General features: G+C 61.6%; 16 protein-coding genes and 1 pseudogene. 8 read left to right on the forward strand and 9 right to left on the reverse strand.

What is annotated here, in order from left to right; translation table 11 throughout:
- Positions 1-191: 191 nt before the first annotated feature.
- Positions 192-740, reverse strand: a complete 549-nt coding sequence (locus BZ163_RS02675; protein WP_128869680.1) for a DUF4174 domain-containing protein — start codon at positions 738-740, stop codon at positions 192-194.
- A 232-nt stretch (positions 741-972) separates the two neighbouring features.
- On the opposite strand from BZ163_RS02675, the gene BZ163_RS02680 reads away from it, so the two are divergent.
- Together BZ163_RS02680 and BZ163_RS02685 are read left to right on the forward strand one after the other, a co-directional pair.
- Positions 973-1,440 carry a GNAT family N-acetyltransferase gene (locus BZ163_RS02680; RefSeq protein ID WP_128869681.1) on the forward strand — a complete coding sequence of 156 codons (468 nt, stop codon included), beginning with the start codon at positions 973-975 and terminating at the stop codon, positions 1,438-1,440.
- Positions 1,441-1,487: 47 nt separating this feature from the next.
- Positions 1,488-1,856 (forward strand): VOC family protein, encoded by a 369-nt coding sequence (locus BZ163_RS02685; RefSeq protein WP_128869682.1) that lies wholly within the window; start codon positions 1,488-1,490, stop codon positions 1,854-1,856.
- A gap of 19 nt (positions 1,857-1,875) precedes the next feature.
- Here BZ163_RS02685 and BZ163_RS02690 read toward each other — a convergent pair whose 3' ends face one another.
- Positions 1,876-2,661, reverse strand: coding sequence for a sulfite exporter TauE/SafE family protein (locus BZ163_RS02690; RefSeq protein WP_064676642.1), 786 nt, complete (start codon positions 2,659-2,661; stop codon positions 1,876-1,878).
- 301 nt (positions 2,662-2,962) lie between these two features.
- The gene (locus tag BZ163_RS02695; protein WP_128869683.1) at positions 2,963-3,712 is read right to left on the reverse strand and encodes a hypothetical protein; all 750 of its coding nucleotides are present in this window, start codon (positions 3,710-3,712) and stop codon (positions 2,963-2,965) included.
- 357 nt (positions 3,713-4,069) lie between these two features.
- On the opposite strand from BZ163_RS02695, the gene BZ163_RS02700 reads away from it, so the two are divergent.
- Together BZ163_RS02700 and BZ163_RS02705 are read left to right on the forward strand one after the other, a co-directional pair.
- Positions 4,070-4,891, forward strand: a complete 822-nt coding sequence (locus BZ163_RS02700) for an aldo/keto reductase (RefSeq protein ID WP_128869684.1) — start codon at positions 4,070-4,072, stop codon at positions 4,889-4,891.
- 30 nt (positions 4,892-4,921) lie between these two features.
- A complete protein-coding gene (locus tag BZ163_RS02705) occupies positions 4,922-5,371 on the forward strand; it encodes a DUF1810 domain-containing protein (RefSeq protein WP_128869685.1) in 450 nt (149 codons plus the stop codon).
- On the opposite strand, the gene BZ163_RS02710 is transcribed toward BZ163_RS02705, so the two are convergent.
- Positions 5,357-7,717 (reverse strand): DNA polymerase II, encoded by a 2,361-nt coding sequence (locus BZ163_RS02710; RefSeq protein ID WP_128869686.1) that lies wholly within the window; start codon positions 7,715-7,717, stop codon positions 5,357-5,359. The genes BZ163_RS02705 and BZ163_RS02710 overlap by 15 nt on opposite strands.
- A gap of 126 nt (positions 7,718-7,843) precedes the next feature.
- Between BZ163_RS02710 and BZ163_RS02715 the strand changes: the two genes are divergently transcribed.
- A complete protein-coding gene (locus BZ163_RS02715) occupies positions 7,844-9,184 on the forward strand; it encodes a substrate-binding domain-containing protein (protein ID WP_128869687.1) in 1,341 nt (446 codons plus the stop codon).
- A gap of 238 nt (positions 9,185-9,422) precedes the next feature.
- Here BZ163_RS02715 and BZ163_RS02720 read toward each other — a convergent pair whose 3' ends face one another.
- Both BZ163_RS02720 and BZ163_RS02725 read right to left on the reverse strand, forming a co-directional pair.
- Positions 9,423-9,941, reverse strand: a complete 519-nt coding sequence (locus BZ163_RS02720) for an ankyrin repeat domain-containing protein (protein ID WP_128869688.1) — start codon at positions 9,939-9,941, stop codon at positions 9,423-9,425.
- Positions 9,942-10,051: 110 nt separating this feature from the next.
- Positions 10,052-11,887, reverse strand: coding sequence for a long-chain-acyl-CoA synthetase (locus tag BZ163_RS02725; protein ID WP_128869689.1), 1,836 nt, complete (start codon positions 11,885-11,887; stop codon positions 10,052-10,054).
- Positions 11,888-12,231: 344 nt separating this feature from the next.
- Here BZ163_RS02725 and BZ163_RS02730 point away from each other — a divergent pair, with 344 nt between their 5' ends.
- Positions 12,232-12,510: a DUF3509 domain-containing protein gene (locus BZ163_RS02730; protein ID WP_064676634.1), complete on the forward strand. Its 279-nt coding sequence runs from the start codon at positions 12,232-12,234 to the stop codon at positions 12,508-12,510.
- Between the two features lie 316 nt (positions 12,511-12,826).
- On the opposite strand, the gene BZ163_RS02735 is transcribed toward BZ163_RS02730, so the two are convergent.
- The 3 genes from BZ163_RS02735 to aroC are packed head-to-tail and all read right to left on the reverse strand — an operon-like array spanning position 12,827 to position 15,675.
- Positions 12,827-13,372: an acireductone dioxygenase gene (locus BZ163_RS02735; protein WP_128869690.1), complete on the reverse strand. Its 546-nt coding sequence runs from the start codon at positions 13,370-13,372 to the stop codon at positions 12,827-12,829.
- Positions 13,373-13,403: 31 nt separating this feature from the next.
- Entirely contained in the window at positions 13,404-14,549 is a 1,146-nt protein-coding gene (locus BZ163_RS02740) for an MFS transporter (protein ID WP_128869691.1), read from the reverse strand.
- A gap of 34 nt (positions 14,550-14,583) precedes the next feature.
- The gene (gene aroC / locus BZ163_RS02745) at positions 14,584-15,675 is read right to left on the reverse strand and encodes a chorismate synthase (protein ID WP_128869692.1); all 1,092 of its coding nucleotides are present in this window, start codon (positions 15,673-15,675) and stop codon (positions 14,584-14,586) included.
- Positions 15,676-15,804: 129 nt separating this feature from the next.
- On the opposite strand from aroC, the gene BZ163_RS02750 reads away from it, so the two are divergent.
- Positions 15,805-16,758 (forward strand): alpha/beta hydrolase, encoded by a 954-nt coding sequence (locus BZ163_RS02750; RefSeq protein ID WP_128869693.1) that lies wholly within the window; start codon positions 15,805-15,807, stop codon positions 16,756-16,758.
- 99 nt (positions 16,759-16,857) lie between these two features.
- Positions 16,858-17,648 (forward strand): annotated as a pseudogene (locus BZ163_RS02755) (hypothetical protein).
- The last annotated feature ends 117 nt before the right edge of the window (positions 17,649-17,765 follow it).

Raw genomic sequence — 17,765 nt, forward strand, 5'->3', positions numbered from 1 at the left:
TCGCTGGCAAGCCAGCTCCTACAGGGGATTTTCAGTGAACAGGAAATCGGTGAACACCAGCGATCCCGTGTAGGAGCCGGCTTGCTGGCGAAGACGGCGGCACATTCAGCAGAAGTTTTGGCTGGTAGACCGCTTTCGCTGGCAAGCCAGCTCCTACAGGGAATCCATTCGCCATAAGGTTCTGCGCGGATTCAATCGTCCGGCATTTCTGGCGGCTTGGCGGGCTTGGTGGGTTTGGCCGGTTTTGTCGCCTTGGCGCCCTTGGCCGGGGCGGTTTCGCTCACCGGCGGCGGTGTCGGCGCCGTGGCTTCTTTCTCTGTCGCCGGCAATTCATCGATGGTTTTGAAAATCGCCTGCAGGTCGACCGTATCCGACTGCTCCAGTTTCTTTTCGCCATCCTTGCCGACCAGAATCACCTTGGTCTTCGCGCCAGCGCCCAATTTGAGCGAGCGGATCAATGCCGCCGTTTCTTGCGGCCCCAGGTCTTTGCCCTCGCGCTGTCCCATCAGATTGAGAACGCTGTACAGGACCATATTCCGATCGTCGAAACCCTTGCGGTTGGCGGGCTCACCCAGTGCCTTTTTCAAGCTGACCCATGTGGGATCGACTGTACTCGGAGCGATGACAATCAACGGCCGGGCCCTGCCCTTGTCCATGTCCAGCGGTGAGTCGCCATCGGCAGCGAACAAGGTACCGGCGAAAGCCAGCAGGGTAGCCAGGGTCAATGACCTGATGAGCATGCGCATCTCCTTTTTGATATCCACGCTCTAATGATTGCGCATCGCGGCGTTCGTTCCGGGGACGCTTCGCAATTATGTTTCGCCCTGCCCCAAGCTTAGGTCAGGGCAGTCATTGCGCAACAGACCAATGAGGATCGAACGTGTATTTGATCCGCTGTTCTGGGCGCTTTATTGTGGTTCACCATCGCGACGACTGAATCGTCCGCGCAAGGCAAAGGAGCTTCAATTCAACATGGAAATCGATTACCTCTGCAACCACCCCGCTCTGATCCCGGAATTGGCCGAGCTGAATTTCAAGGAATGGGGTCAATTCAAACCCGGCGATACCCTCCAGGCAAGAACCGAACGTATGCGTGCTGCATGCGGCAAAGGTGCTGTGCCCACCGTCCTGGTCGCCCTTGATGGTACGCAACTGCTCGGCGGAGCCCTGCTGATCGAGAGCGATCTGGCATCACGGCCCGAACTGACTCCCTGGCTGGCAGGCGTTTACGTCAAGGCCGAGCATCGTGGTCGGGGCATCGCCTCCGGGCTGGTGTCGCGTATCGTCGAGGAGGCGGCGGCACTCGCAATCCCCAGGCTCTTTCTATACACCGACTCGGCCCAGTCGCTTTACGCCAGACTGGGCTGGGTGATCGTGGAGCAACTGAACGACGACGGGCTCGAGGTCACAGTGATGGCACGCGATACGTCGAAGGTTTAAAGCAACAGTGCTTAACTCATGGTAGAGATTGAAGGAGGCCCCCTGCCATGAGCGCTCAGCTGAACCACACCATCGTCTGGTGCTGCGACAAGCAGGCATCGGCCAGCTATCTGGCCGACATCCTCGGCCTGCCCGCCCCCGAGCCCTTCGGGCCGATGTTGGTCGTTAAACTCGACAACGGCGTGTCACTGGATTTCTATAACAACGACCCGCCGATCGCTTCCCAGCACTATGCGTTTTTGCTCGGTGACGAGGAGTTCGATGCGGCCTTCGCCCGTCTGCAAACGCGAAAGCAACCCTGGTGGGCTGATCCCGGCAAGCAGCGACTGGACGAAATAAATGACTACGGTGGTGGCCGGCGGGTCTACTTCGATGACCCGGACGGGCACCTGCTGGAAATTTTCACCCGTGAGTGATTGAGGCCTGCGGCGCAGATCAGAACGCCAGTTTGTAGCCGATCAGCGCCAGCATCGTGGCCAGGCAAGGACGCAACATTTCGTCGGAGATGCGGCCAGTCAGGTGACTGCCCAGGTAAATGCCCGGCAGCGAACCGACCAGCAAGTAGCCCAGTACGTGCCAATCCATGTTGCCCATGCTCGCGTGACCGAGGCCGGCGACCAGGGTCAGGGGTACGGCGTGGGCGATTTCCGTGCCCACCAGGCGGCGGGTGGGCAGCATTGGATAAAGAATGAACAGGGCCACGGTGCCCAGGGCGCCCGCACCGATGGAGGTCAGGGCGACCATGGTGCCGAGCACAAGGCCGGTCAGCACGGTCAGCCCGTTCAGGCGTGGGCCGCTGGGGTTGTAGTTGCCGCCCGCGCGTTTGTGGGCGAAATCGAGCAAGCGCTTCTTGAAGAAAATCGCCAGCGCGGTGGCAAACAGGACAAAGCCCAGGGCCTGTTTGATCACCGCGTTCATGGCATCGGGGGATGTCTGCAGGGTGCTCAGGAACCACAGCGTCATCAGCACCGCCGGCACACTGCCGAGGGTCAGCCAGCCGGTGATTGACCAGTCGATGTTGTTGTTCTTTTTATGAACCAGAACGCCGCTGGATTTGGTGATGGCCGCGTACAGGAGATCCGTGCCCACCGCCGTCGCCGGATTGACACCGAACCACAGCAGGATCGGCGTCATCAATGAGCCGCCGCCCACACCGGTCATGCCGACGATGAAACCCACCACCAAACCTGCGACCACCAACCCGAAGTTAACGAATTCCATTAACACGCCCACAAAAATCGCATAAGAGAACTGGCCCGCAGCATAGCGATTTTTCTTATAACCAGTTATATCGATGCGGTCTATCGTTATGCCTATGTGCGCTGGGAACGGGCTTGCCTGCGAACGCGGTGTGTCAGCCGACCTGACTCTATGGATGTACCCGGACCCCTGTAGGAGCTGGCTTGCCAGCGAAGGGTCCGTCACATTCAACACATGCGCTGGCTGTCAGGACGCCTTCGCTGGCAAGCCAGCTCCTACAGGGGGTTGGGGTGTTTGATGGATCTGGGGCAGGCCGCCAACGTTACTGCACGGGCAGGAAATTGAGGAACAGCAGGCTCTGGGCGTAATTCAGGCCGATCCGCCGGTAGCGCTCGTCGAGCATCTGGGTCAGCAGGTCCAGCCGCGCGACGATCTTGCCGAATTCCACGGCAAAACTCAGGTTGCTGCCCTCCTCCGAAATCTCGTTGGAAAACAGCAAGGGCCCGCCCTGCTTGTTCTGGCGCTGGCTGAGGATCCAAGTGGCTTTCTCGATGTTGCGCGCGGCGTTGCTGACGAAGGTCGGGTTGATCGCATCGGTCATGTAGAACTCGAGACGATTGCCGTGGGCGGTGACCAGCATGCTGCCGATGGCATAGATGAAGGCGCCGACGCGGTCGCCGAGGAATTCCGGGCTCATGGCGAAGCTCAGTGCCGCCAGGTCTTTTTTGCCGCCCAAGGTCGGCAGCGGCTGTTGCATTTCGATGGCCATGCGCACTTGCTGCCCGGCGGTGCGGGCGTCGAGGAAGCCGGATTTTTTCAACTCTTCGGGGTTGCGCAGGTAGAGCTTGCTCATGAGCAAGTAGAGGCTGTCGAGGTTGTCGCGCATCGCCAGGGTGGCCATGCGGTCGACGCTGGTCTGGAGGAATTCCTGGGGTTTGCCTTGGCGGAACTGGTCGATGATGTCGCCGCCCTGTTGCTGGGTGCATCCGGTGAAGCAGAGCGTCGACAAACAGGCCAGCAGCAGGCTGTAACGGCGGGTGTGCATCGTGATGAGGGGTAACACTCGAACCATGGGTGTTTGAACTTGGACATGGGCTTGCGGTGGGGATCGCCGCAGGCTGGCCATGGGATAGAGCCGGGAAACGGGGAAAAGTGCAGTACCGGTGGTCTGTAAATGCTGGGTGGTGGACAGGATAAAAAGATCTCGGCTGGTGGCTGCTTGCGCTGTACGCCGCACCCTGTAGGAGCTGGCTTGCCAGCGAAAGCGATAGAACATTCAACATATGTGTTGGCTGTCAGGACGCTTTCGCTGGCAAGCCAGCTCCTACAGGGGGGCGGGTACACCGGGATAATTGAGTTTTGCATGGAACCACTGCGGTATTCTGGTGCCAACCGAAGAGTACCCATCGAGCGAAAAAAGGAGATGTGCATGCGCACCCTCGAACTGGCAGGCGTCCAGGTACCGGTCATCGGCCAGGGCACCTGGCGCATGGGGGAGGACCCTTCACGGCGCAGCCAGGAGGTGGCGGCGTTGCGCCAGGGCATCGAGCTGGGCATGACCCTGATCGACACCGCTGAAATGTACGGCGAAGGCGGTGCCGAGCAAGTGGTGGGTGAAGCCATTGCCGGTAGGCGCGACCAGGTGTTTCTGGTCAGCAAGGTGTACCCGCACAACGCCAGCCGCGACGGCATCCCCCAGGCGTGCGAGCGCAGTCTGCAACGGCTGGGTACCGACTACATTGATGTGTACCTGTTGCACTGGCGTGGCCAGTATCCCCTGGAGGAAACCGTCGACGCGTTCGAGCGCCTGCGCGAAGCCGGCAAGATCGGCCGCTGGGGCGTGTCCAATTTCGACCTGGATGACCTGCACGAACTGGCCGCGCCGGCCTGCGCCACTAACCAGGTGCTCTACAATCTGGAAGAACGCGGCATAGAATTCGATCTGCTGCCCTGGTGCCAGCAGCATCGCCTGCCAGTCATGGCCTACTGTCCAATCGGCCAGGGTGGGGGGATGCTGGCCCACCCGGCGCTCATGCACGTTGCCGTCCGACACGACGCGACGCCGGCCCAGGTCGCGCTGGCATGGATTCTGCGGCAGGACGGTGTGATCGCCATCCCCAAGGCGGTCAGCCCTGAACACGTGCAACTGAATGCGCAAGCCGCGCAATTGCGGCTTGAAACCGGGGATCTGGAGGCGCTGGACCATGCGTTTCACGCGCCACAACGAAAGCAACGGCTGGCCATGGTCTGAGCCATCGCGGTTGTGTCAGAGGGCTTGCGCATGAGAAGCACCGATCCACTCGACAGGTTCGACCTGCAACGCTTCATTCAGGCGCAGAACCCGGTATTCGAACGGGTTCAGGATGAGCTGAGCGATGGCCGCAAGCGCAGCCACTGGATGTGGTTCATCTTTCCGCAGTTCACCGGGCTGGGGGACAGCGAGATGTCCCGTCACTTCGCGATTCACTCCGCCGCGGAAGCGCAGGCCTACCTGCAACACCCGGTGTTGAGCACGCGCCTGCGCACCTGCACGCAATTGGTCCTGGACATTGAGCCGCGCCCGATTGCGGCGATCTTCGGCCACCCTGACGAGCTCAAGTTTCACTCCTCGATGACCCTGTTCGCTCAGATCGATAGCGAAGACAATCTCTTCAACCGGGCACTGGATCAGTATTTCCACGGCATTCCTGACGCCTGGACGTTGACGTTGATGGACTCAAAACAGACCTAGTTGACCACCGATCAGGGTTGAGAAGTCATCGTCGACGAAGGGCAGGATCGCATCCGCCACCGGTTGCAATTGCCGGGTGACATAGTGGTCGTAATCTATGGGTGCGCTGCGGATCTCCAGCGGCTCGGGCCCGGCGACAGTGATCACGTAGCTGATCCACCCCCCGTTCTGGTACTGCCGCGGCCGGCCCTGACGGTCGTTGTAGTCGTCGGCGATACGCGCCGCGCGGACATGGGGCGGCACGTTGCGTTGGTAATCGTCGAGGGTGCGACGCAGGCGCTTGCGGTAGATCAGTCGGTCATCGAACTCACCGGCCAGGGTCTTGCGCACATAGTCGCGCACGTAATCCTGATAAGGCTGGCGATTGAAGATGCGCAGGTATAGCTCCTGCTGGAATTGCCGGGCCAGCGGCGACCAGTCGGTGCGCACGGTTTCCAGGCCTTTGTAGACCATTTCATCGCTGCCGTCGGCGCGGGTCACCAGCCCGGCATAGCGCTTCTTGCTGCCCTCCTCGGCGCCGCGGATGGTCGGCATCAGGAAGCGTTTGTAATGGGTCTCGAACTGCAGTTCCAGAGCACTGTCCAGGCCATATTCCTGCCGCACGTGTTCGCGCCACCACTGGTTGACGTGGTCCACCAGGGCGCGGCCGATCTGCGCCGCTTCCTGCTGGCCGTGGGCGCGGCGCAGCCAGACGAACGTCGAGTCGGTGTCGCCGTAGATCACCGTGTGGCCCTGGGCTTCGATCAACTGGCGGGTGCGCAGCATGATTTCGTGGCCGCGCAGGGTGATGGACGACGCCAGGCGCGTATCGAAGAAGCGGCAGCCACTGGAGCCGAGCACGCCGTAGAAGGCGTTCATGATGATCTTCAAGGCCTGGGACAGCGGCGCGTTGTGCTCGCGCTTGGCGGTTTCCCGGCCTTCGGCGACGCGGGCGACGATCGCCGGCAGGCAGTGCCGGGTCCTGGAAAAACGCGCGCCGCGAAAACCCGGCACCGACTCGCTGTCTGCGGGATGCTTGAGGCCCTCGATCAGGCCCACCGGGTCGATGAGGAAGGTGCGGATGATCGACGGATAGAGACTTTTGTAGTCCAGCACCAGCACCGATTCATACAGCCCCGGTTGCGAGTCCATGACGAATCCGCCGGGGCTGGCTTGCGCGGGCTTGCTGCCGAGATTGGGCGCGACGAACCCCTGGCGGTGCATCAGCGGCATGTACAGGTGGGTGAAGGCCGCCACCGACCCGCCGCTGCGGTCCGCCGGCAAACCGGTGACGCTGGCCCGTTCCAGGAGGAAGGTCAGCAACTCGGTCTTGGCGAAGATGCGCGTCACCAGTTCGCAGTCCTTGAGGTTGTACCGGGCCAGGGCCGGTTTGTCTTCGGCGAACATGCGGTTGATTTCGTCCATGCGCTGGTAAGGGTTGTCGATCGCCTTGCCTTCGCCAAGCAGGGTTTGCGCGACGTTTTCCAGGCTGAACGAGGGGAAGCTCCAGGTCGCCGAGCGCAGGGATTCGATGCCATCGATGATCAATCGCCCGGCGGCCGCGGCGAAGTAATGATTGCGGCTGCCGTGTTCGCGCCACTGCATTTCCTCGCCGCCACGCCCCAGTTTCAATGGCACCGCCAGGCGCCGGGCATGCTCGTGCAGCACCCGCAGGTCAAACTGCACGACATTCCAGCCGATGATCGCGTCGGGGTCATGGCGGGCGAACCATTCATTGAGCTTTTTCAGCAGCAGGGTTCGCGAGTCACAGTATTCGAGCTGGAAATCCACCGCGCCGTGGTCACCGTTGGGCGGGCCCAACATATAGACCTGTCGCTCGCCACAGCCTTCCAGGGCGATGGAATACAACTCGCCCCGGGCGGTGGTTTCGATGTCCAGGGACACCAGCCGGAGCGTGGGTCGGTAGTCCGGGTCGGGTTTCATCTGCGCGTCGAGCAGCAGGCCCTCGGCAGTGGGCGTGCCGCCAAAGACCACCGGCGCCGTGATGAACCGCTCCATCATGTAGCGCTCCGGCGGCCGCACGTCGGCTTCGAACATATCGACGCCGGCCTTGCGCAGCGTGGTTTCCAGGCGCATCAGTTGCCCATGCTGCTGGCAATACAGGCCGAGCACCGGGCGATGCTCGAAATCCTGCAAGGCCAGCGGTCGCAGTTCGAGGTTTTTTTCCCCCTGCAACAGCGCCTCGGCCTGCTCGCGCTGGGCCGCCGGGATGAACGCCACCGAAGGTTGATAAGGCAGGCGGATACGCTGGGGACCGGTATCGGTCGCCACCCAGAATTCGACTTCCGTACCGGCCGGTGTGTCGCGCCAATGCCGGGTCAGGACGAAGCCCCGCTGTAAATCCACCACTGCAACCTCAGATTTTCTCCAGAGCGCAATTCTACGCGTTAGACGGGTTATGGATCTGTCATCTTTCGGTCACCTTACTGACTTATTCTCCCGGCACTTTCTTCGACTTATTAAGGTGCCCGCATGACGTTGCGCGTGTTGTTCCTGTGGGTGCTCTGCGCGAGCCTGGCGCAGGCGGCTTCGGCCGGTGATCTGCCGACACCCGAACAGGGTTCGGTGCTGCGCATCCAGGGTTCCAATACGATCGGCGCCGCACTGGGCCCGGCCCTGGTCGAAGGCCTGATGCGCGAGCAGGGTTTGCACAAGATTCACCGCGAAGCGCCGGACACCGCCAACGAACTGCGGGTGGTCGGCGAAACCGTTCAAGGGCGCCGGGTGGCGGTGGACATTGCGGCTCACGGCTCCAGCACCGGCTTCACCGCCCTGAAAAACGCCAGCGCCGATCTCGCCGCGTCCTCGCGCCCGATCAAGGACAGCGAACGGGAAGCCCTGCAATCGTTGGGCGACCTGAAACAACCTGACGCCGAGCAGGTGATCGCCATCGATGGCCTGGCGATCATCCTTCATCCGCAAAACCCGTTGAATCAACTCGACACCGAACAACTGGCGCGGATTTTCAGCGGCGAGGTGAGCACCTGGGAAGCACTCGGCGGTCGTGGCGGGCCGATTCATCTGTATGCGCGGGATGACCAATCGGGCACGTATGACACGTTCAACGAACTGGTTCTCGCAGGTCGTGGGAAAACCCTGAGCAACACCGCGAAACGTTTCGAATCCAGCGAGCAGTTGTCCGACGCGGTGAGCCTGGACCCGCAAGGCATCGGCTTCATCGGCCTGCCCTACGTGCGCCAGGCCAAAGCCGTGGCCATTGCCGACGGCCAATCCCAGGCCATGCTGCCGCTCGACAGCCTGATCGCCACGGAAGACTATCCATTGTCCCGTCGGCTGTACTTTTACCTGCCGCCCACCGGCAACAATCCCTGGGCCGACGCCTTGGTCGCCTTCACCCAGGGCAGCCAGGGCCAGGTCATCGTCGCGGCCAATGGTTTTATCGCCCAGACCGTGCAGGCCATGGCGGTCACGCCGAATGTGCTGATGCCCGAGGGTTATCAGGCGCTCAGTCGCCACGCCCAGCGGCTGTCGGTCAATTTTCGCTTCGAAGAAGGCAGTGCGACCCTGGACAACAAGGCCCGGCAGGACCTCTCAAGGGTGCTCGACTATATAAAGCAGCACGGCAAGACCCGTCGACAGGTGACGCTGGCCGGGTTTGGCGACGCCAAGAGTGACCCGGCGCGGGCCGATCTGCTGTCGAAACTGCGCGCCATGGCGGTGCGCCGGGAGCTGGTGAAAAGCGGAGTGGTGTTGCGCGAGGTTCGCGGCTTCGGCGCCGAGATGCCGGTGGCGGCCAATAGCGCGGACGAGGGGCGGATCAGGAATCGGCGGGTTGAGGTGTGGGTGTATTGAGGCTTTGGTTTTTCTGGAAACTCCCTTTTGCGTCAGTGGACTCCTGCAGCGAGGGGGCAGGCCCAATGCCAGCCGGTTAAGCGCGGAACCTGTAGGAGCTGGCTTGCCAGCGATGGCGGTCTGTCAGTTGATATCGATGTCGTCTGACACACCGCCTTCGCTGGCAAGCCAGCTCCTACAGATTCCGCGTCTTAACTCCCCTCGCCAAGGCGTTTGGCTTGCCTGAGGACGTTGCCGATCAGCCGAGCAATTTCTGCAGCTGCGCCGTGGTATCCACCGCACCCATGGTCTTGGCCGCATCCAGCGCGGTGATGCCATTGGCGTCCCTGGCCTTCGGATCGGCGCCCTTGCCGATCAGGTAGTCGACGATTTCCACGCGATTGAACATCGCCGCCATCATCAGCGCCGTGCGGCCGTCGAAGGACGAACCTTCAACCTGTGCACCGCCTTCGACCAACGCCTTGACCGTCGCCAGGTCGCCCTTGAACGCCGCGCCGGCAATCGGGCTCTGGCCGTTGTCGTTGCGGATTTCCGGGTCGGCCTTGTGCTCGAGCAGGACTTTTACCGTCTCCACATGGCCGTGGTAAGCGGCCAGCATCAACAAGGTATCGCCCTTGTGGTTGCGCAGGTTCGGCGGCAGGCCTTTGGTCAGCAGCGCTGCCATCATGGCCGCATCGCCCTCGCGCGCCTTGTTGAATACCTGTTCGGCAAATTCAGCGGCTTCTTCGGGGGTCATCTGGCGGCTTTGGTCTGACATCGGGGGCTCCACTTTCGGTTATTCGCAAAGCGACAGTTTCCCGATGAGCCCCGAAGCTGTCACTTGTTTTTTCTCATGGACGGTCATAGCCACTTTCAATAAGAGCCACATTAATAACGGTACTTGCCGCCATGAATGTCCTCAAGCAATTGCTCGGTGACCGGCACGTAAGTCCCGGTCCCTGGCAGCCAGGCGTAAATCGGATCATCACCGGTCCTGCCGGGGTCGAAGGCTTCATCCTTGAGCCGGGTCTTCTGGTATTTGAAGGTTCCGGTGGTTTCCATTTTCACTTTGACCCGCAGGAACACAGGCACGGCATAGGCCGGCATCTGCTCCCGGGCGAAGGCCAGCAGCTCGCTGAAATCCAGGGTCGCCAGGGATTCGGCGGGGGTGATCGCGGCCATCCCGGCGCGGCCGTTGGTGTTGCGGATTTCCACGCCATAGGCCACGGCTTCGCAAATGTTCGGGTGTTGCAGGAGGATGTTCTCGACCTCGGTGGTCGAGACGTTTTCGCCTTTCCAGCGATAGGTGTCCCCCAGACGGTCGACGAACTGGGCGTGGCCGAAACCGATGTTGCGCATCAGGTCGCCGGTGTTGAAGTAGCGGTCGCCTTTGGCGAATACGTCGTGGAGCACGACCTTTGCGGTTTTCTGCGGATCGGTGTAGCCATCCAGCGGCGCCTTGTCGTCGATCTTCGCCAGCAACAAGCCCTGCTCGCCTTTGGCCACCTTGCGCATGAAGCCCTTGGCGTTGCGAATCGGCAAGCCACTGTCGTGGTCGTAGGCCGCCAGTTCCCATGTCATCAGGGAGAAGCCCACGGTGTTGTCGAAGTTCAGCACGTTGGTGAAGCCGATGTTGCCGTCACTGGCGGCGTACAGCTCGCAGATATGGTTGACGCCGAATCGCGTCTTGAATTCGCGCCACGCGCCGGGGCGCAGGCCATTGCCGATCATCTTCGTCACGCGGTGCTGGTTGTCGTCGGCAGCGGGCGGTTGATCCACCAGATAACGGCACAGCTCGCCGACGTAGCCGAGGGTGGTCGCGCGGTACTGACGCACATCGTTCCAGAACTGGCTGGCGCTGAATTTGCGGCGGATGGCAAAGCCTGAAGCGCCACTGATCGCCGAACCCCAGCACACGCACAGCCCGGTGGCGTGATAGAGCGGCAAGGTGCAATAGACAACATCCTCGGGGCGCATATCCAGGGCGATCATGCCGAAGCTGGCGGAACTGCGCATCCAGCGGCCGTGCTTGAACACGCCGGCCTTGGGCAAGCCGGTGGTGCCTGAGGTGTAGATGTAGAAACACGGGTCGTCGAAAAAAACCTGCTGGCTGCTGGCGGGGTTGTCACTGCAAGCATCGACGCTGGCCGCCATCAGGTTGATGAACCCGTCGGGGGCAATGCCCGGATGGGTATGGGTGCCTTGATCGGCGACAAACCAGGTGCGCGCAGGCGTGATCGACACCCGTTCGCGCACCGCCGAAAACGCCGGGACCAGCTCCTCGCCGACAATGATTGCCGCGGGTGCCACCAGGTTCAGGCTGTGGGCCAGGGTGTCGCGGGTTTGCGAGGTATTGAGCAAGGCGCTGATCGCGCCGACCTTGGCCACCGCCAGAATCGTCACCAACAGTTCCGGGCGGTTCTCGATGAACACCGCCACTCCATCGCCCTTGCGGATGCCTTGGGCAATCAGGTGATGGGCAATGCGATTGGCCCATTGGTTGACCTGTGCATAACTCAGTACCACGTCGCCCTGCAGCAAAGCCGGGCCATCGGGATTGCGCAAGGCCGCCTGCTCGAAGCTCCAGCCCAGGCCACAGGATTGGGCCGGGTCCTTGACGTTGGCCGCTTTCATGCCTTTCACCACACGGGGGATGGCTTTGGCAATGGCAGGGAGTTTGCGGAGCATCATGCCCCAGGTAATCGTGTCGTGCGGCGTGCTCATGGAAGCTCCCGTTCGGTGTTTTTTATTATCGGGCGGCATTTATTGAGGCCGAAAATACGTCAGCGCTTCCGGGGCTGTACACGCGGTTTTTGCAATGTTTTGTATCCATGATCCGCTGGGGCGAAATCGCGAGTCCGCGCGTGGCGATTGGTTCCATGGAAACGGCGACGACCACGCAAAATGCAGGATGCACGATGGCCGTTCATGCAGATTGCACGAACGGCTCAAATCACCATGAAATTAACTTATTGATTTACAAGGATTTTTAAAAATACAAAGGCTGGCACAAAGGCTGCAACTACCTCTCCATGCTTGCCAATCAAGTGCTAACGGAGCCGATAGACATGAGCCTGATTCAAGAAAAATTTTCGTCCCTGTTCTCCAATTTCGAAGTGACCACCCAGCCACGTCCTGACGGTGGCATCCTGCTGACCCTGCGCAGCACCGAAGGCAAAGTGTTTAAACGCTCGATTTCCTACCAGCAATTGCATGCTGGCGATCAGCTCTCGTGGGTGATCAGCGCGATCCGTCGCGACCTCGCGGAACAAGCCAGCGAGCTGCCGCAGATCTCCATGCTGCAAAGCCAGCAACGGTTTGCCCTGCCGACTTATCATTCGGCGTAAACCGTTGTAACGCTGCAAACACACAGGCCGTGAAAGCTTTCGCTTCACGGCCTGTGTGCTCCTGTAGGAGCCCGGCTTGCCGGCGAAGGCTCGTCATGGGCGGTGCAAGGCTCGAGGGCGCCTTCGCTGGCAAGCCAGCTCCTACAGGGATCAGCGGTGTATCGATGAATTGTGGTCAACGCCAAACCCTGTAGGAGCCCGGCTTGCCGGCGAAGGCGTCCGCATGGGCGGTGCATGGCTCAAGGGCGTTTTCGCTGGCAAGCCAGCTCCTACAGTTTGGATTGCATGCGGATCAGAGAGCCGGGTCGGCCGATACTCAATCCTCAAGCAACGGGAAGCGACTGGCGGTGTCCTCGCCGGTGAAGTTGGCCTCGCAGCCTTGCGGGGTGTTGAACAGGCGGATCGCGACGAAATGTGGATGCTCACCCATGTCGAACCAGTGGGGAGTACCGGCCGGGACTGAGATCAGGTCGTTCTTCTCGCAAAGCACCGCGTAGACGTAATCACCGATATGCAGGCTGAACAAGCCACGACCGGCAACGAAAAAACGCACGACATCCTCATCGAAGCGGTGTTCCTCGAGAAGCCCGGCGCGCAGCTCGGCTGATTGCGGGTCATCGCTGCTCAGGCTGACCACATCAACGCTGACATAACCCTTTTCCGTCATCAGCGTGTCGATCGGCGCCTGGTACGCGCCGATGATGTCTTCCGGGCTGGCGCCGGGCTGGAGCTTGGTCGCCGCTTGCCAGCGGTCAAAGCGCACACCCTGTTCGGCCAGGGTCGATGCGATGTCGTCGAAGTGGGTCAGTACCTTGTTCGGCAGTTCCGGACTGCTGACAGGGTAAACGGACAGGCTGCTCATGGTTGGTTCCTCGATTGTTCACAGGACAGGCTCATGGCCGGTCCTCTTGCATGCATGTCGCAATCATAACGGCAGCCGCGAAAGCGGCGAGACTGGCAATACTAAAGGTCAATGTCGCCCCGAGGGCGTTCCAGCTATAGCCTGCGTACAACGCACCCACTGCGCCGCCGGTGCCGGCCAGTGCCGCGTACAACGCTTGCCCCTGCCCTTGCTGGCGGGCGCCGAAACTGCGTTGCACGAACTGGATGGCCGCCGCATGGAAGCTGCCGAAGGTGGCCGCGTGCAGGACCTGGGCGAACAGCAATACCCACAGATACTCGGCAAACGAGCCGAGCAACAACCAACGCAGCGCCGCCAGCAGAAAACTCGCCAGTAGCACCCGCCGCACGGAGAAGCGCGCGAGGATCTTGCTCATGGCCAGAAACATCAGGACCTCGGCGACCACGCCGACGGCCCACAGCATGCCGATCAAGCCTCGGCTGTAACCGAGTCGCTCGAGGTGCAAGGTCAGGAAGGTGTAATACGGCCCGTGGCTCAACTGCATCAGCGCCACGCAGGCGTAAAACGCCAATACCCCGGGGCTGCGCAATTGCTTGAGAAAACCGTCCCCCGCCAATCGCTCCCCCTGTGGCGGTTGTGCGTTCGGCACCCACAGGCTGCTGACCACGATCCCGGCCAGGATCAGCACCAGCGCCACCGGATAGATGTCGAGGCTGAGCCATTCGAACAGCCGGCCCAGCGCGACCACAGTGATGATGAAGCCGATGGACCCCCACAACCGGATCTGGCTGTAGCGGGATGCCTGCCCCTCCAGATGCGCCAGGGTGATGACTTCGAACTGCGGCAGCACCGCGTGCCAGAAGAAGGCGTGCAAGGCCATGACCATCGCCAGCCAGGCGTAGGTCTTGCTGACGAAAATCAGGGAGAACGTCAGCAAGGTGCAGACTGCGCCGAAGCGCACGATGGCCAGGCGCTGACCGGTGTAGTCACCGAGCCAGCCCCAGATGTTCGGCGCCACGCAGCGCATCAACATCGGGATCGCCACCAGCTCGCCGATACGGGCGCTGGAAAAGCCCAGGTGATCGAAGTACAGCGCCAGGAACGGCGCCGTCGAACCGAGCAAGGCGAAATAAAACAGATAGAAACTGGAGAGCCGCCAGTACGGGAGCGCCGCCACCGTCGTCAGACTGCAGCGGCTGTGAGATGAGCCATTAAAGCTGACCCAGCACCGGCGTGCTCACCTGCACATTGGCGTTCTGCCCGCGGTGACGCAGCAGGTGATCCATCAGCACGATGGCCATCATCGCTTCGGCAATCGGCGTGGCGCGGATGCCGACACAGGGGTCGTGACGGCCCTTGGTGACGACCTCCACCGGGTTGCCGTGGATGTCGATGGAACGGCCCGGCGTGGTGATGCTCGAGGTCGGCTTCAGCGCCAGATGCGCGACGATCGGCTGGCCGGAGGAAATGCCGCCGAGAATGCCGCCGGCATTGTTGCTGAGGAAACCTTGCGGGGTCATTTCATCGCGGTGTTCGGTGCCGCGCTGGGCGACACTGGCGAAACCGGCGCCGATTTCCACGCCCTTGACCGCGTTGATGCTCATCAGCGCATGGGCCAGTTCGGCATCGAGACGGTCGAAAATCGGCTCGCCCAGACCTGGCATCACGCCCTCGGCGACCACGGTGATCTTCGCGCCGACCGAATCCTGGTCGCGGCGCAGCTGGTCCATGTAGGCTTCCAGCTCCGGCACTTTGTCCGGGTCGGGGCTGAAGAACGCGTTCTCCTCCACCGAGTCCCAGGTCTTGAACGGGATCTCGATCGGGCCCAGCTGGCTCATGTAGCCGCGAATGACGATGCCCTGGGTGGCCAGGTATTTCTTGGCGATAGCGCCGGCCGCCACGCGCATCGCGGTTTCCCGCGCCGAGCTGCGACCGCCGCCGCGGTAATCGCGTTCGCCGTATTTGTGGTGATAGGTGTAGTCGGCATGGGCCGGGCGGAACAGGTCCTTGATCGCCGAGTAGTCCTTGGACTTCTGGTCGGTATTGCGGATCAACAGGCCAATGGCGCACCCGGTGGTGCGACCTTCGAACACGCCGGACAGGATCTCGACTTCGTCGGCTTCCTGGCGCTGGGTGGTGTGGCGGCTGGTGCCGGGTTTGCGGCGATCGAGGTCGCGCTGCAAATCGTCGAGGGAGATCTCCAGCCCCGGCGGGCAGCCGTCGACAATGGCGACCAACGCCGGACCATGGCTTTCGCCAGCGGTGGTGACAGTGAACAGCTTGCCGTAGGTATTGCCGGACATGCGGGACGCTCCGTTAAATCGAACCTGAATACGTAATGCGCGCCAGTATACGCAGGCTACCCAAGTAGTTCATCCTCGAACCTTACGGGTGCCCGCGAGTCCAATCGGCACCTTGTTCATGATGGCGTGATGATGCTGCGAGTTCTAGCCTTGAGCCTTACCCTGTTTACCGGCTTTGTGCAGGCCACTGTCCTGCAACGGCCCATCAGTCTGAATACCGGCACCGGCGAGCTTTTCGGCTCGTTGCTGCTGCCAAAATCCGACCAGCCCGTGCCGGTCGTCCTGATCATTTCCGGCTCCGGTCCGACCGATCGCGATGGCAATAACCCCGACGGCGGACGCAATGACAGCCTGAAGCGTCTGGCCTGGGTCCTGGCCAAACACAACATCGCCAGCGTGCGTTACGACAAGCGCGGCGTGGCGGCGAGCCTCGCGGCGACCCCCGACGAACGTAACCTGTCGCTGGAAGCCTATGTGGCCGACGCCGAGGCCTGGGGCCGCCAGCTGAAAACCGATCCGCGCTTTGGCCAACTGATCCTGCTCGGCCATAGCGAGGGGGCCTTGATCGCCAGCCTCGCCGCGCCGAGCCTCGACGCCGCCGCGGTGATTTCCATGTCCGGCAGCGCGCGACCGGTCGACCAGGTATTGCGCCAGCAACTGAGCAATCGCTTGCCGCCGCCCCTGATGCTGCGCAGCAACGAACTGCTCGACAGCCTCAAGTCCGGCCGCACCGACGACAACGTGCCGCCGCAATTGCAGGTGATTTTCCGCCCGAGCGTGCAGCCATACCTGATTTCGCTGTTCCGTCAGGACCCCGCGGCAGCCTTTGGCCAGTTGAAGATGCCGGCGCTGATCATCCAGGGCAGCAACGATATCCAGGTCGGTGTGAATGACGCCCGGTTGCTCAAGGCCGCCAAACCGGACGCCGAACTGGCACTCATCGAGGGCATGAACCATGTGATGCGCATCGTGCCCAACGACGTAAAACGGCAACTGGCGTCCTATAAGGATCCGCAATTGCCGCTGGCGGCCGAACTGGGCACGCGAATCATCGGATTTATCGACGGGCTTCGCACCCGTTAGGCGCCGCCTGCCCTCCAGTCCTGAACAAAACGGCCGATAAGCCTTTGTCGCCAGCGCTATGACTGGCGACAAGCAGGGCTTGGACAGGATCTCGCCGTTATGACTGATACCCCGGCTTCACCCGACACCACCGCTGAAACAGAGGCTGCGCCAGTGGTCGAGCTGCCGTGGGCAGACGTCGACGTCGAGCATCGCAGCTGCTGCGCCTGGCACCGCTGCAAACCGACCGCACGACCGGCGCCCGCCCGCTGCGCTTTGTCGAATTCGGTTATGCGCAGCGCCATGGCGAGGCACACAGCCTGATGCGCATGCGCATCACCCTGCCCGGCCAGCGCGTGCGCAAGGAACAGAATCATCTGGACATATGGGTCGATCACCGCACCCAACGGGTGCATGTCAGCCCGGACAGTGGCTTGCAGATCGAGCCGATGAACCGCGGGCTCGGCCGCTTCATGGCGGCCCAAGGCATTGGCTGGGTGAAGCAGCGCTGGCCTGGCTACACCGTCGACGGCACCGACCTGAACAACAAAGACGCGTTGATTGAAGACACCCGTCTGCGCCGCGATCATTTTCTGCGGATGCAGGGTTTTGATGTGGTCTACGCCGACCCCCAGCATTTGAAGGGCCGCGTCAAAGAAGTGCGGGTTGGCGATCTGCTGGGTGACTGGAACGTCGAGAAGCTGCAGGGGGTGGAGATTATCGAAGCGGCGCAGATGCTGCAGCACGCTGAGCAGAACCTGGCCGAGCAGGCAGTGAAGCTCAGGCAACACGAGGAAAAAGTCAGCCAGTACCAACGCGATGACGCCGGGCTGCGGTTTACCATTACTTGTCTGGTGGCGTTTGCGGTGTTTCAGGCGGGGTTGTTGATCTGGATTGCCACGCAGCGGTGAGGGCTTGAGACCGTGGCGCGGCCTTCGCTGTAGGAGCGAGCTTGCTCGCGATGGACTCAAGAGCGCCGCGTTTAACCAGTAAACACGCGTTATCGTTAACGTCCATCGCGAGCAAGC

The sequence above is a fragment of the Pseudomonas sp. VI4.1 genome (genome assembly GCF_002029345.1).
Classification (GTDB): Bacteria; Pseudomonadota; Gammaproteobacteria; order Pseudomonadales; family Pseudomonadaceae; genus Aquipseudomonas.

Bases quoted from the DNA above. Each gene is read 5' to 3' on its own strand.
- BZ163_RS02675 (WP_128869680.1), bottom strand. From the start codon at position 740: ATGCTCATCAGGTCATTGACCCTGGCTACCCTGCTGGCTTTCGCCGGT.
- BZ163_RS02680 (WP_128869681.1), top strand. From the start codon at position 973: ATGGAAATCGATTACCTCTGCAACCACCCCGCTCTGATCCCGGAATTG.
- BZ163_RS02685 (WP_128869682.1), top strand. From the start codon at position 1,488: ATGAGCGCTCAGCTGAACCACACCATCGTCTGGTGCTGCGACAAGCAG.
- BZ163_RS02690 (WP_064676642.1), bottom strand. From the start codon at position 2,661: ATGGAATTCGTTAACTTCGGGTTGGTGGTCGCAGGTTTGGTGGTGGGT.
- BZ163_RS02695 (WP_128869683.1), bottom strand. From the start codon at position 3,712: ATGGTTCGAGTGTTACCCCTCATCACGATGCACACCCGCCGTTACAGC.
- BZ163_RS02700 (WP_128869684.1), top strand. From the start codon at position 4,070: ATGCGCACCCTCGAACTGGCAGGCGTCCAGGTACCGGTCATCGGCCAG.
- BZ163_RS02705 (WP_128869685.1), top strand. From the start codon at position 4,922: ATGAGAAGCACCGATCCACTCGACAGGTTCGACCTGCAACGCTTCATT.
- BZ163_RS02715 (WP_128869687.1), top strand. From the start codon at position 7,844: ATGACGTTGCGCGTGTTGTTCCTGTGGGTGCTCTGCGCGAGCCTGGCG.
- BZ163_RS02720 (WP_128869688.1), bottom strand. From the start codon at position 9,941: ATGTCAGACCAAAGCCGCCAGATGACCCCCGAAGAAGCCGCTGAATTT.
- BZ163_RS02725 (WP_128869689.1), bottom strand. From the start codon at position 11,887: ATGAGCACGCCGCACGACACGATTACCTGGGGCATGATGCTCCGCAAA.
- BZ163_RS02730 (WP_064676634.1), top strand. From the start codon at position 12,232: ATGAGCCTGATTCAAGAAAAATTTTCGTCCCTGTTCTCCAATTTCGAA.
- BZ163_RS02735 (WP_128869690.1), bottom strand. From the start codon at position 13,372: ATGAGCAGCCTGTCCGTTTACCCTGTCAGCAGTCCGGAACTGCCGAAC.
- aroC (WP_128869692.1), bottom strand. From the start codon at position 15,675: ATGTCCGGCAATACCTACGGCAAGCTGTTCACTGTCACCACCGCTGGC.
- BZ163_RS02750 (WP_128869693.1), top strand. From the start codon at position 15,805: ATGATGCTGCGAGTTCTAGCCTTGAGCCTTACCCTGTTTACCGGCTTT.